Origin of the sequence: Staphylococcus kloosii, assembly GCF_003019255.1 — a bacterium.
Lineage (GTDB): Bacteria > Bacillota > Bacilli > Staphylococcales > Staphylococcaceae > Staphylococcus > Staphylococcus kloosii.
Genome location: NZ_CP027846.1, coordinates 1700131 through 1713879, shown reverse-complemented (window position 1 = coordinate 1713879; position 13749 = coordinate 1700131). Strand labels below are relative to the sequence as shown.

Annotated in this window: 13 protein-coding genes; all 13 read right to left on the bottom strand. The window is 32.2% G+C overall.

What is annotated here, in order from left to right:
- Nucleotide 1: 1 nt before the first annotated feature.
- The 13 genes from nth to aroA all read right to left on the bottom strand — a co-directional run bounded on the left by nth (nt 2) and on the right by aroA (nt 13747).
- Nucleotides 2-661, bottom strand: coding sequence for an endonuclease III (nth, locus tag C7J89_RS08565; RefSeq protein ID WP_061854660.1), 660 nt, complete (start codon nt 659-661; stop codon nt 2-4).
- The gene (locus tag C7J89_RS08560) at nt 651-1337 is read right to left on the bottom strand and encodes a DnaD domain-containing protein (protein WP_103295416.1); all 687 of its coding nucleotides are present in this window, start codon (nt 1335-1337) and stop codon (nt 651-653) included. Before C7J89_RS08560 ends, nth begins: the two co-directional genes overlap by 11 nt.
- An 82-nt stretch (nt 1338-1419) precedes the next feature.
- Nucleotides 1420-2712, bottom strand: coding sequence for an asparagine--tRNA ligase (gene asnS / locus C7J89_RS08555; protein WP_103295417.1), 1293 nt, complete (start codon nt 2710-2712; stop codon nt 1420-1422).
- 84 nt (nt 2713-2796) lie between these two features.
- Nucleotides 2797-5481, bottom strand: a complete 2685-nt coding sequence (locus C7J89_RS08550; protein WP_103295418.1) for a helicase C-terminal domain-containing protein — start codon at nt 5479-5481, stop codon at nt 2797-2799.
- 22 nt (nt 5482-5503) lie between these two features.
- Nucleotides 5504-6475, bottom strand: a complete 972-nt coding sequence (locus tag C7J89_RS08545; RefSeq protein WP_103295419.1) for a biotin--[acetyl-CoA-carboxylase] ligase — start codon at nt 6473-6475, stop codon at nt 5504-5506.
- Nucleotides 6462-7667 (bottom strand): CCA tRNA nucleotidyltransferase, encoded by a 1206-nt coding sequence (locus C7J89_RS08540; protein WP_103295420.1) that lies wholly within the window; start codon nt 7665-7667, stop codon nt 6462-6464. The genes C7J89_RS08545 and C7J89_RS08540 overlap by 14 nt, the downstream gene beginning before the upstream one ends.
- On the bottom strand, nt 7660-8790 hold the full coding sequence (gene bshA / locus C7J89_RS08535; protein WP_061854654.1) for an N-acetyl-alpha-D-glucosaminyl L-malate synthase BshA: 1131 nt from the start codon (nt 8788-8790) through the stop codon (nt 7660-7662). Before bshA ends, C7J89_RS08540 begins: the two co-directional genes overlap by 8 nt.
- 21 nt (nt 8791-8811) lie before the next feature.
- Entirely contained in the window at nt 8812-9123 is a 312-nt protein-coding gene (locus tag C7J89_RS08530) for a nucleotide pyrophosphohydrolase (protein ID WP_061854653.1), read from the bottom strand.
- Nucleotides 9124-9282: 159 nt separating this feature from the next.
- A complete protein-coding gene (locus C7J89_RS08525; protein ID WP_061854652.1) occupies nt 9283-9978 on the bottom strand; it encodes a zinc metallopeptidase in 696 nt (231 codons plus the stop codon).
- 39 nt (nt 9979-10017) lie between these two features.
- The gene (locus tag C7J89_RS08520; RefSeq protein ID WP_103296093.1) at nt 10018-10614 is read right to left on the bottom strand and encodes a DUF1405 domain-containing protein; all 597 of its coding nucleotides are present in this window, start codon (nt 10612-10614) and stop codon (nt 10018-10020) included.
- 11 nt (nt 10615-10625) lie between these two features.
- Nucleotides 10626-11174 (bottom strand): YpiB family protein, encoded by a 549-nt coding sequence (locus C7J89_RS08515; RefSeq protein WP_103296092.1) that lies wholly within the window; start codon nt 11172-11174, stop codon nt 10626-10628.
- Nucleotides 11175-11201: 27 nt separating this feature from the next.
- The gene (locus C7J89_RS08510) at nt 11202-12443 is read right to left on the bottom strand and encodes a tetratricopeptide repeat protein (protein WP_061854649.1); all 1242 of its coding nucleotides are present in this window, start codon (nt 12441-12443) and stop codon (nt 11202-11204) included.
- A gap of 5 nt (nt 12444-12448) precedes the next feature.
- Nucleotides 12449-13747, bottom strand: a complete 1299-nt coding sequence (gene aroA, locus C7J89_RS08505; protein WP_103296091.1) for a 3-phosphoshikimate 1-carboxyvinyltransferase — start codon at nt 13745-13747, stop codon at nt 12449-12451.
- Nucleotides 13748-13749 lie beyond the last annotated feature (2 nt).

The following is a 13749-nucleotide window of genomic DNA, read 5'->3' as shown; positions in this document are numbered from 1 at the left end:
ATCACGCTTCTTTCAATGTCGCCTTATAACGTTTTTGGCCTTCTCTACAATCCTCAAAAAGTGGACAAATATCACATTTAGGGCTGCGTGCCAGACAATGGTATCTACCAAAAAATATGAGTTGATGATGTGTTCTATTCCAACGTTCTCTTGGTACTACTTTACAAAGTTTGTCTTCTACCTGTCTTACGTTATCTTTCCAACGACAAATGCCAAGTCGCTTAGATACTCTTTCGACATGTGTATCTACTGCTAGTGATGGTTCACCAAAAGCAACGCTCATTACTACGTTAGCAGTTTTTCTGCCTACACCGGCCAAGCTTTCTAATTCGGCATGTGTTTGAGGGATTTGGCCATCAAATTTATCTAACAATGATTGGCATAACTTTTTAATATTTTTAGCTTTGTTTCTATATAGGCCAATTGTTCTAATATCATTTTCTAATTCAGCAATGTCTACCGCTAAATAGTCTTCTGGGCTTTTATATTTTTCAAAAAGTGGCTTAGTGATTTTATTGACTGCATTATCTGTCGTTTGTGCAGATAGCAACACGGCAATTGTGAGTTCAAATGGATTGTCGTGCACCAGTTCACACTCGGCATTTGGAAACATTTCAGCGATGACGTCTATCATACTTAAAGCCTTTTTATTACTTATCATCTGGTGAACCTCCATTTAGCCAATCAACTTTTGGAATATTTTCCACAGTATGTTTCATTTGAGGTTGATTAAATTGTTGACTTATTTTTTTTGAATCTTCAATCGTCTTCACATTATTTTTCTTCCAATTTAATAAAATACGGTCTAAATATTTAAATGATAATTTGTTTTGACTAGACGCTTCATCTAACGCAGCTTGAATTACATCTAAGCCATGTTGATCTACGTCAATCCATTGATTTAATGTTTCCATTTCAAATGGTGACAATGGTCTTCCAAAAGTTTGTTCGACATTTTGGAATAATTGATTAAAATCAAGTTCATTTTGTTCAGTCTTTTGGGTAATATCAGTCTGAGTCAAAATTGAACTTAGTTTATCATAAAAAGGATCTAAATCCATATATTCAGTGAATTTGCCCTCTTCGTCTTTACGCACATTAAGGTTTAATAAATCACGTTGAATTAAATTTTGAATAATTGCAGTTATTTGTCTAGCTTCTAAAGACGTGCCCTGTTGTAACGACTCGATTGATGGCTGCTTATTCGAAGTTTCACCAGCGTAGAGTAATTTAATCAAAATTACTAACTCTGTTTCATTAATGCCAAGTTCGTTGTAATGATAAAGGAGTTCTTTACGAATAACAACCGGTCTTGTTTTTAGTTGATAGGCATTCATCCAGTTTCCTCCTTTTCAAAATTAAATAAGTGATAAAAAAGTCCAGCCGTTATGATGATGACTGGACAATTTGCTTTATATTTTATGGATATAAACGATTTAGTAATCTTGGGAATGGAGATGTTTCTCTTACGTGTTCTACGCCAGAGATCCATGCTACGGCACGTTCTAAGCCTAAACCGAAACCACTATGTGGCACACTACCATATTTACGTAAGTCTAAGTAATAACTATAACTTTCGGCGTCTAATTCATGTTCGTTAATACGTTGTTCCATTAACGCTAAGTCATTGATACGTTCTGATCCACCAATAATTTCTCCATAACCTTCAGGTGCAATTAAATCGGCACATAACACTGTATCTTCGTTGTCAGGATTTGGTTGCATATAGAAAGGTTTAATCTTAGTTGGATAGTTCGTAATAAATACTGGTAAATCGTAATGATTAGCGATTGCAGTTTCATGAGGTGCACCAAAATCTTCGCCCCATTCAATGTCGTCGAAGCCTTCTTCTTTTAAGAACGTAACAGCATCATCATAAGTAATTCTTGGGAATGGTGTTGCAACTTTAGCTAATTTTTCTGTATCACGTTCTAAAGTTTTAAGTTCAATTTTACAATTTTTTAATACTGACTGAACAAGATGTGTCACGTATTGTTCTTGTACTTCTAAGCTATCTGCATGATTATAAAATGCCATTTCTGGTTCAATCATCCAAAACTCGATTAAATGACGACGTGTTTTAGATTTTTCAGCTCTGAACGTTGGTCCAAACGAAAAGACTTTACCATGTGCCATTGCTGCTGCTTCCATATATAATTGACCACTTTGCGATAAAAATGCATCTTCATCAAAATATTTAGTATGGAAAAGTTCACTTGTACCTTCTGGTGCACTTGCTGTTAAAATCGGTGGATCAATTTTTGTGAATCCATTGTCGTTGAAAAATTCGTACGTCGCACGAATAATTTCGTTTCTAATTTTCATAACAGCGTGTTGTTTTTTAGAACGTAACCATAAGTGTCTGTGGTCCATTAAAAATTCTGTACCATGATTTTTTGGCGTAATAGGATAATCGTGCGCTTCGTCTATTACTTCGATTGATTTAACTTGCATTTCATAACCAAGGTCAGAACGCGTATCTTCTGTAATCTCGCCAGTAACAAAAAGTGAAGATTCTTGCGTAATATTTTTAGCTAATTGGAATGTGTCTTCGGAAACTTCTGCCTTCACTACGACACCTTGCATAAATCCAGTACCATCTCTAAGTTGTAAAAAAGCGATTTTACCACTTGAACGTTTATTGTGTAGCCAACCACCAATTGTCACTTCTTGGTTAAGGTAATTTTTTGCTTCTTTAATTGTTGTCTTCATAACCAGTCTCCTATAATTAATTTATCCCTATATATTTTAACAAAATCATTACATAACATCTAGTTAATTAAATGTAGCACGATGTTACTTTTTAATTTTATTTAACAAACGATGAAATTGTTTTATATCACCTTTGTTTTGCCTGAAGTTTTCTAATGATTGTTCAAAGAAGTGTTTATAATTACTATTAATCAATCTATCATCAAATGATACCAGTATACCTTTATCATTTTCACTTCTGATTAAACGCCCAATGCCTTGTCGGAACCGCGTTACGGCATCGGGTAATACGTACTCTTTAAAAGTAGATGTAAATTCTGATTCCATTAACCAAAATTTCGTATTGTTTTGATTCATAAATGGCAGTTTCGCAATCATTACACATTTAATACCATTTGATTGGAAATCAAAGCCTTCAAAGAATGTACCCGTACCTAAAAGAATGGCTTTATCAAAACTATTAAATTGTTGTACGATTTTATAATTTTGGTTGGGTTGCTGCGTGAGTATGACATAGTCTTCAAATTCAGGTAATTCGTTTAATAATTCTTGCACGAGATGCATCATTCTATAACTAGTAAAGAGTATTAAACATTTTGACTCTACTACATTGACGTATTCGGTCACATAATTAATTATCGAAGAAACATAATCATTAATATTTTTATAGTTGTATGACGCAACATCATTAGGAATAAACACTGTAGTTTGATTTGCGTTATGCACGTTATTGTCAATCTCATATGTGTTGAATGATACGTCTTCATTGAACCAATTTTTAAAATTATCAAATGAATGATTAAAAGTTAAAGTACCAGAGATAAATGTTAAGGCATTAAACTTATTCAACACTTGAGACGTTAAAACATCTTTAACGTTATAATCTTTTACATGTAACTTAATTGTCGATTTCTGTGACAAGTTTTTAATAGATAAATAACTAGTATGTTTGTTTTTTAAACTTTGTTCAATTGCCTTAAAACGATCGTTTATATATAACAGTTGTTTTCTAACTGACTTAATCATTTTGTGACTCATACCATTGAAGAATTCTAAAGACATATTTAATTTATGAATAATTGTTGATAAATCTTTAATAATCGGCTCGCTATCAAAATGGTATACAAAATGAAGTTTGTTCATATCGTCATCATGCACGTCTGAATTATTTATGGTGTTGAAAATAGTATCGAAAAGTTGTTCGTTTAAATCATGAATCTCGTTTATCGTAACTTTAAGTCCAAAAACATCAATTGGTGGTATATCAAGTTTTTCTAAAATACGCTTTTGTTCGAGCGTATCAATAGATTTTAAAAGCTTTTCATTTTCTGTTTTGCCAATTAATCCAAGTTGATATTTTATATCTGAATAACTTAATTCGTTTGTGACTTGATTTAAGGCATAATCGGGTAATCGATGCGCTTCATCAATAATACAATCATCAAATAGTTGATAAATTGAATTATCTGGTGACGAATGTATTAAATGTGCATGGTTGGTGATACCTATTTGAATGTTATGTGCATTACGCTTAATAAAATTATAAAAATGAATATCATTGCGCACAGGTACATAAGTTTCTAATTTTTGGTCAAAATACATTTTTTGACCACCTTTTAAATTTAACTCTTGAATGTCACCTGTGTCTGTTTCGGTAATCCATATTAATAATTGCATTTTTAATATACTTACTTCGTAATTACTTGATTCATCTTTTAAAATTTGACTAATTAAACCTAACGAAATATATTCATTTTTGCTCTTGATGAGCGTAGTATTGACCTTGAAATTTAAAGCTTGCTTAATCATAGGTATATCTTTTTCTAATAATTGATTTTGCAATAATTTGGTATTCGTTGAAATCATAACATGCTTGCCAGTTTCAATGTTATACATTAAGGCTGCTAATAAATAAGCGAATGATTTTCCACTGCCTAATGGGGCTTCAATCATTGCCTTACTACTATGCATTAGTTGTTCTAAAATAATTTCTGCTAAATAAAGTTGTTGTGGTCTATACGTCATATCTAAACGCTCAATAATATTCGTATATAGCTCTTTTAAAGTGCCATGATAATCTAAGTGTGGCATTTTAAAATCTTTTTGCTTTTTATAAATGATTTGCTCAAATTTGGCAAAATGTTGTGGTAAATCCGTAGTTTGCTGCGCACGTACTAATTCAAATAAAATATCATGCAAATCGTATTTAAGGTTTTTACTTAGATAATACAATTGCTTAAGCGTATCTAACGGTAATTGTGAAAATTTTTCAAAAGCTAGAATCATTAACTTAGCCGTAGTTGTTGCATCTTCATCCGCCCTATGTGCATTATCTAAAGGAATGTCATGAGCTTCTGCAAGTTCGCTTAGTTGATAACTTTTATCTGTAGGAAATGCTACTTTAAATAGCTCTAATGTATCTAAAACTTTACGAGGCTTATATTTAATACCGCAGTTTTTAAATGATTTACGGATGAAATTCAAATCAAATGCCACGTTATGAGCAACAAAGATACAATCATTGAGTTGATTGTATATATCCTCTGCTATATCTTGAAAATATGGTGCCTGTTTCAACATATCTTCTTCTATCGATGTTAGTGCTTGAATGAATGGAGGAATTTCTAAATCTGTTTTTATCATAGAATGATATGTACCGATAATTTTGTTTTCACGTACGAAAGTAATACCAATTTGTATTATCTCATCGAAATCCAATTGGTTCCCTGTAGTTTCTAGGTCGACTACAGCGTAACATGGTTCGGTCATTATAATTTCCTCCTTTCTTTGTTTATATTTCTATATCAGCACTCATTAATTTTTTTGTTTCGCCAGTATTGTCTTTTACAATTAAAAAACCATCGTTATCTATGTCCACTGCTTTACCATTAAACTGAATATTGTTCTCGGTAAATCTCAACTCTTTGTTCCAAATATTTGAAGCTTCTATGTATTCATCACGAATTGCTTCAAATGGTTTAGTATTAAATTGAGCATAACGATATTCTATATTAGTGATAAGTGATTTTAAAAACTGATAACGATTTATTTTGTCATCACTGTGCAATGCGATGCTAGTTGCTTTGTGTTTTAATTCATCAACAAAATCTTCGGCGTGATGATTCATATTAATTCCAATACCACATATAACCGCTTCTATACCATCACTGTTTGCAACCATTTCAGTTAGAAAGCCACAGACTTTTCTGCCTTCAATATAGATATCATTCGGCCACTTAACTTTTACTTCATCGTTAGAAAATTGTTGAATAGCATCTCGAATACCTAAAGCCATAAATAAATTAAATTTAGTGATCATTGAAAATGCTACTTCTGGGCGCAAAACAATCGACATCCATAATCCCTTACTTTTGGCAGAAGTCCAAGGTCTGTTAAAACGCCCCTTACCTTGTGTTTGTTCGTCGCTTAAAATTAAAAAGGATTCTTTATTTCCAACCAATTGTTGCTTAGCTTGTAGTTGTGTAGAATTAATAGATTCATGGACTTCTATATTATTAAAAAGACTTTGTTCTTGAATTAATGGTCCTACGATCCCTTCATACCATTTGTCAGGTAACGTAATAAGTCGATGCCCACGATGATTTATCGACTCTATATCGCATCCCTCATTTTTGAGTTGGTCGATAATTTTTTTTACTGAAGTTCGCGAGATATTAAGTTGTTCAGCGATATATTGTCCAGATACATATTCAAGTTGATGTTGATATAAAATATGAATGACATTTTGACTATATTTTGACATGTTCTTTCACCCACTCTAAAATTTTAGGTTTAAAATTCGTTAATTGACCATCAATTATCGCAATTTCAATATTTCTCAATGCTTCTTTTATCCATGGGCCACTTCGTTGTTTTAGACTGTCAATCAAGTCTTTACCAGAAATATCTATATCTGATCTATTGTTAATAGGCATTTCATGTGCGACTTCACGTATAAGTTGCTCATTGTAAATAATTGGTGATGGTAGTGTAATTTCATTTAGCTTCAATGTTTCACTGTAAGATAAAATTGTTAAGTTATAGTGTAACCCATAATCATAAATAAGTAATTTAAGTTGTTGTTTTGTATTAATATTTTGCAGAGAATTTAATAAATTGTTATACGTTTGGATTTCCTTCTTTTCGTTATTACTTATTTTTAAATGTGATAATTGCGCATTATCATTCGTTAACTTATGTTGAATTAATGCGATAAACAAATTAAAAGGAAGCGGCTCGTTTATATTAATTTTAGTCATATTATAGCTGCTAAAAAATGGAATGTAAGCAAATGCATTTAATCTTATAAGATTGTTATAACTTACAGCCACATTTTTACCAGAGAACAATTTTTTAAATTCTACGATGATGCGTTCTATAGAGAGATATTCGATATTTTGAATTTTTGATTGCATACCTTCGAATGTTTTATTGTCTAATGTAAATGCTAATTGGGATTGAAATCTTAAACCTCTAATAATTCTAAGTGCATCTTCCTCGAATCGTTCTTCAGCATGACCGACAGTTTTAATATTCTCTGCTTCAATATCTGCTTTACCGTTAAAGTAATCAATAATAGTATATTCTTCATCCATTGCGATGGCATTAATAGTAAAATCACGACGTTTAACATCCTCGTATAAATCACGAACAAAAACGACGCCGTTAGGTTTGCGATGATTTACATATTCCTCTTCGGTTCTAAATGTAGTTATTTCGTAACTGCTATTATTAAATAATACATTTATCGTACCATGTTCTTTACCAATGGGTACTGTTTTAGGAAAAATACTTTCTATTTCATCTGGCGTAGCACTTGTAGTGATATCGATATCATGAATGTCTTTATTCATTAAATAATCTCGTACGGAACCACCTACAAAGTATGCTTCGAACCCTTGTTCTTTTATTTTTTTTATAATAGGCTTAGCATCTTCAAATAATATATTAGTCATGATTACCCTCTAACATTTGTCTATAATAGTATTCATATTGATCCGTAATTAAATCAGATGAGAATCGTTGTTCTATATCTTTTAGCATTGCTTGCTGTAATTTATTATATAATGTCGCGTCAGTTAATAGTTTAAGTGCGTATTCACTTGCGTGTGTACTATCACCAATATCTACTATATAACCAGTTTCACCGTGTCTAATTACCTCTTTAATACCTCCAGCGGTTGAACCAATTGGCACAACACCAGATTTCATTGCTTCTAGAAGCGTTAGACCAAAACTTTCTTTTTCACTTAATAATAACACTAAATCAGCTAATTGATAAAACTCACTTACCCAATCTTGCTTACCTAAAAAGATAACGTGTTCTTCGACGTCTAAATCTTTAGCGAGTTGTTTCATATCCATTAATTCGGGTCCATCACCAATTAATAATAGTTTAGATGGCATTTGTTTATGAATTTTAGCAAATGTTTCAATCACGGTGTCTATGCGTTTAACGGCTCTAAAATTTGAGACGTGGATAATAACCTTTTCATCTTCCTCAATACCGTAATATTGTTTTAAATTAGTATTTCTTATTGTTGGGAACTCATTTTCTCTCACGAAATTATAGATGGGTACAATATCTTTAGATGTTTCTATAATTTCTTGCGTTTGTGCGGCTAATGATTTACTTACACTCGTAACAATATCGCTCTCTTCGATACCGAATTTAATAGCATTTTTTAACGAATGATCATATCCTAACACTGTGATATCTGTACCATGTAATGTCGTCATTATTTTAATATCTTTGCCAGACATTTGTTTGGCTAAGATACCACAAACAGCATGAGGCACGGCATAGTGCATATGTAGTAAGTCTAAATCATATTCATTTATGACTTCTGCTATTTTAGTACTGAGTGTTATGTCATATGGAGGATATTGAAATACAGCATATTGATTAACTTCTACTTGGTGGAATGTAATGTTGGGTAGTGGTTTACGAATCCTAAATGGGATGTTAGAAGTAATAAAATGTACGTCATGGCCTCTCTCGGCTAATTTTATGCCTAATTCTGTAGCAATGATGCCTGATCCACCCATAGATGGATAGCAAGTAATTCCAATTTTCATCAGGAGCTCACTCCCTTTCTATCAGTCGTAACGATTTTTATCGCGTTTGTTGTATTTATCCATCGTTTCATTAAAACTTTCAGTCATATCTATATCTAATGAGTTAGCAATACATAGTAACACAAATAGGTTGTCACCTAATTCTGCTTTAATTGTATTTTCATCTTCACTATCTTTTTTCTTTTTTTCACCATATAAGTGATTTATTTCTCTAGATAACTCTCCAACTTCTTCTGTTAAGCGAGCTAAATTTGCTAACGGTGAGAAATAGCCAGTGTTAAATTGACCAATAAACGCATCGACTTCTTTTTGCATTTCTGTCATTGATTTCAATTTAATCGCTCCTTTGTATTATCATGTCCTATATAGTATAGACTAAATTAAAGCGCTATGCATTAATGATGCAACATCAATATGGCATTAAATTTTATGGAATAGTATAAGAAAAAAGCACATCTTTTCAGTCGAAAAGATGTGCTACTATAAAAATGATTAATCACTAGATCTAGCAATAAGAATGAATCTTACAAGTTCTGCTAAAGCAACTGCTGTTGATGCAACATATGTCATTGCTGCCGCAGATAATACTTTTCTAGCGTGTTTGTATTCATTTTCATTAACAATGTTTAACTTAGTAATTTGTTTCATTGCTCGGCTACTAGCATTAAACTCTACTGGTAAAGTAACGATAGAGAATAATACTGCGAAAGCCATAAATGCAATACCAATCCATAAAGCGGTAGTACCTATCGCACTTTGCATACTTGTTAAAATAATACCGGCAATAATTGCGATGTATCCTACTGAATTACCAATAGAAGCCAATGGTACTAATGCTGTTCTAAATCTTAAATAGAAATAGCCTTGTGCATGTTGAATCGCGTGTCCAACTTCGTGTGCCGCAATGGCTGTTCCAGCTACTGACGGTCTATTAAAATTGGCTGGTGATAATACAACGACCTTTTTACGAGGATCGTAATGGTCTGTTAAGAAGCCTTCACCTTCTACGACGTCAACATCATAAATGCCGTTCGCATGTAAGATTTCTAATGCAACTTCTTGACCTGTCTTACCACTCGTGGATCTAACTTGTGAATATTTTTCATAGTTTGATTTGACTTTGTGCTGCGCCCACAATGGCAGGAGCATTAAAATAACAATATATATAATATAAGATATTAAAGACAAAAATCCTCACTCCTTTGTATTCTTATTTTACTGTCAACGTTAAAAATGGTCAAATGTTTTACTCTTAAAAACACGCCATAAATATAATAATATTGAGATAATGCTTAACCACATAGTTAAATATGCTATGGCGCTAAGATGTTGTTCGATAAATGGATAATATGGATATTGTTTAAAAATGTAATCTATAACATCATTATGAAATACCCAAATCATTCCAATAATAAGTCCTATTAGTGTTACTTTCATTCGAGGATAAAAGATAATCGCCTCTAATGCCATTATACCGTGAGAGAAGATTAACATTAAGCCATTTAAGAAGACCTGACGTTCATCGATAAACATTATAATGTTCATTAAAACAGCCCACACACCATATTTAAATAAAGATACGAAAGCTAAAGCTTCAATAACGGAATTACTTTTATTAAATATAAAAGCTAAGATAACAAAACATAAGAATAATGAAGCGGTTGGGCTATCTGGTACAAAAATGACGAACTGCCAATCTGTTACGCTTAATTGCGTATCGTACCAAATATAACCATAAATCGTTCCTGCCAAATTGCATATTAATAATATCCATAATACTACTTTATTATAAATTAACGCGTTAATTATTGTTTTTATAGACATAGGACGGTCCTCTAAGAATTTGAATTTCTAGATTTAAATAACTTTAGAATTTGTGATAATTGATAAAATTGTTCTGGTTGTCTAAATTGTAAACTTAAATCAATATTGTCTTGTAAATGTTGAATAATTGATGATTCATGTTGTGTTGACAATGGAATCGTAAAAATATCATTCATATAGACGGCATAGTATGGCGACTTTAGTAATTGATAAACCAACAATTCATCCAGTCGTCGTTCTCGTTTACTGTTTTTAGCAAAATTGATTTTAATATCTAGCGATAAATTAGAATTAGCAATGAAAGTAAATATTTCATTGCTATTGATAAGAATACTATCTGTAGTTTTTAAAGTAATCGCTTCTTCATTGGCAGCTTTAGTTGATATATCTAATGTATTATGATTATGAATTGTTTCGTAAACAAAGTGAATGTTATCTATATGTTGAGGTGAGCTTTTAAGGTAGTTTAAAACCCAAACGCTAATTCTAGATTTAAATTCATATTGGAACAATAAATATTCAATAAAGTTAATTTTCATTTGATTTAAACTTGTTGTCATTAGCGCTCACCTCACTTTAGATTTAGCTTATTGTATACGTTGCGCTTCTTCGTGCCAAGTTTCATTGCTTGGTTCAATTTCTAATAATTGATTTAATATCGTTTTAGCAGTATCAATCTGACCGATTTCAATTAAATAGTAATAGTAATCACTTAAAAATTCTGCTTGTGTTTGTAAAGTTGGATAAGCGAGATTAAAGAAATGTTGCGCTTCTTTATCACGTTCTTCTTGTCCATAGGCATAAGCTAAATGCCACATAAATACTGGGTCAAGATCCTCTTCATCTACATATTGTAAAAGTGAAATTAGTGATTCATAATCTTCTTCACTTCTAAATAAATCACTAAGAATAAGTAAAGGTTCTTGATAAGAATTATCTACATCTAATGCTTGCGTTAATAGTGATACACCTTCATTTGCATCGCCATGGTCTATTTCAAGCTTACCAGTCGTTACCATTAGTTCTTTATAAAATTGGCTTAGACGTAAACCTTCTTTACCGATTTCGATGGCATCCGCAAAATTATGTTCTTGTTCATGAAGTTGTTGTAAGAAAAAGTACCCTTGTAAAAAGTCTGGGTCTTTAGATAATAGCGTCTGAACTAATTTAATTGCTTCTTGCGTCAATTCGTTTTTATCATACGCAATCGCCTTTTTAAAGTAATCTTCAGAGTTCATTTCATCGTCGCTTATCTCATCGAACATTTTAATAGCATCACTATAATTACCACTTTGTAAACTACAGTCAGCGATACGTGAGAATAGATTAACGCCATTAATTTCATATTCACCTGTTTCAAGTACTGTCTCATATTCTGAGGTAGCTCTTAAGTATTGGCCATCATAATATAATATTTCTGCCAATGCGAAATGAATAATTGGATCGTTAGGTTGTAATTCACGCGCTTCAGTTAATTTATCTATTGCTACTTCTAACATGTTGAGTTGTTGATATAAATCGGCTTCCAGCATTAATTTTTCTGGTGAAACTTCAACCTCTGTTAAATATTCCAAAGCCTCATCAGTTTGGTCTTCGGCTATCAGTCCATCGATTAAATAAATTAATAGTTCACTTTCATCTGGATATTTATTATAAAGCGTTCTAAAAACTTCAATAGCTTGTGGTGTTAAACCAAAATTAAATAAAGTCTCACCTAAAATAAATAAAGCATCATCATTTGTAGAACTTAATGCATCATTAACACGAGTATCTAAATTATCCAATTTTTGTACATTGATATCGTCTATGAGTTTGTAGATATCTTGCATATAGATTATCCCTCGTTTTCTAATTGTTTTAATGTTGATAAGAATCCTGGGAACGACACATTAACTGCATTAAATTGTTCAATCGTAAGTGACTCAGTTGTTAATAGCGAAGCAATTGCTAACATCATACCGATACGATGGTCAGTAAAACTATCGACAGTAGCCGTTTGTTCTAATTTAGAAGGATGTATAATTAAACCATCATTTGTTGGTTGTAATGTAAAACCTAATAAATTCAACATATTTGCTGTAGTATCAATACGGTTTGTCTCTTTAACCTTTAATTCTTCGGCATCTTTTATAACACTGCTGTTGTCTGCTTGAGTACATAATAAAGCAATGATAGGCATTTCATCAATTGCTCTAGGTACTAAGTCACCTTCAATATGAATGCCTTTTAAATTAGGCGTGTATTGAACTCGAACTGATGCAGTGGGTTCTGGTCCTTCAGTGACATTAAATAATTCAATGTTCCCTTCCATTTTTTCAACGATATCTATAATACCTGAACGGGTAGGGTTAATGCCAACATTATGAATTGTAACATCACTTCCCGGCGTGATTAAACCTGCTACAATAAAATATGCGGCAGAAGAAATATCTCCTGGTACAGTAAAATCAGCGGGTTTAATATGACTGATAGCATTAGGTTGTGTATGAAGTTTATTGCCATTCACTTCTATAGGTATATTGAAATGTTTAAACATCGTTTCAGTATGGTTACGTGTTATATCTATTTCTTCAATAGTCGTAATTTCTTGTGAAAATAGACTGGCAAAAAGAATAGCACTTTTAACTTGCGCACTAGCCACTTCCATTTGGTAATTTATGCCATATATTTTAGCTGGTTTAATAATTAATGGCGTGTAGTTATCATCAATACCTGTAATGTGTGCACCCATAGAAGTTAAAGGTTTCATAATTCTATCCATAGGTCTTTTACCTATGGATTCATCACCGGATAATACAGATTCAATACCAAGACCGCAAAGTAATCCTGCAACTAAACGTGTTGTTGTACCGGAATTGCCTGTATAAAGTACTTGGTGAGGTGTTTTGAATTGTTCATATCCTGGAGAATCTATAGAGATTTTATCGTCAGTCACTGTAATATCAACGCCCAAACGTTTGAATATTTCTACAGTGCGTAAACAATCTTCACCTAATAGAGGTTTATATATCGTTGTTTTTCCCTTAGCTAACGCCCCTAATATGATACCTCTATGAGTCATAGATTTGTCTCCAGGTACTTCAATTTCGCCCACTAAAGGACCATTTATGTTTATTGTTTCACTGTTGCTCAATA

Excerpts from the sequence above, each read along its gene's own strand:
- nth (WP_061854660.1), bottom strand. The coding sequence starts at position 661 with ATGATAAGTAATAAAAAGGCTTTAAGTATGATAGACGTCATCGCTGAA.
- C7J89_RS08545 (WP_103295419.1), bottom strand. The coding sequence starts at position 6,475 with ATGTCAAAATATAGTCAAAATGTCATTCATATTTTATATCAACATCAA.
- C7J89_RS08540 (WP_103295420.1), bottom strand. The coding sequence starts at position 7,667 with ATGACTAATATATTATTTGAAGATGCTAAGCCTATTATAAAAAAAATA.
- C7J89_RS08520 (WP_103296093.1), bottom strand. The coding sequence starts at position 10,614 with ATGTCTATAAAAACAATAATTAACGCGTTAATTTATAATAAAGTAGTA.
- bshA (WP_061854654.1), bottom strand. The coding sequence starts at position 8,790 with ATGAAAATTGGAATTACTTGCTATCCATCTATGGGTGGATCAGGCATC.
- asnS (WP_103295417.1), bottom strand. The coding sequence starts at position 2,712 with ATGAAGACAACAATTAAAGAAGCAAAAAATTACCTTAACCAAGAAGTG.
- C7J89_RS08550 (WP_103295418.1), bottom strand. The coding sequence starts at position 5,481 with ATGACCGAACCATGTTACGCTGTAGTCGACCTAGAAACTACAGGGAAC.
- C7J89_RS08515 (WP_103296092.1), bottom strand. The coding sequence starts at position 11,174 with ATGACAACAAGTTTAAATCAAATGAAAATTAACTTTATTGAATATTTA.
- C7J89_RS08560 (WP_103295416.1), bottom strand. The coding sequence starts at position 1,337 with ATGAATGCCTATCAACTAAAAACAAGACCGGTTGTTATTCGTAAAGAA.
- C7J89_RS08510 (WP_061854649.1), bottom strand. The coding sequence starts at position 12,443 with ATGCAAGATATCTACAAACTCATAGACGATATCAATGTACAAAAATTG.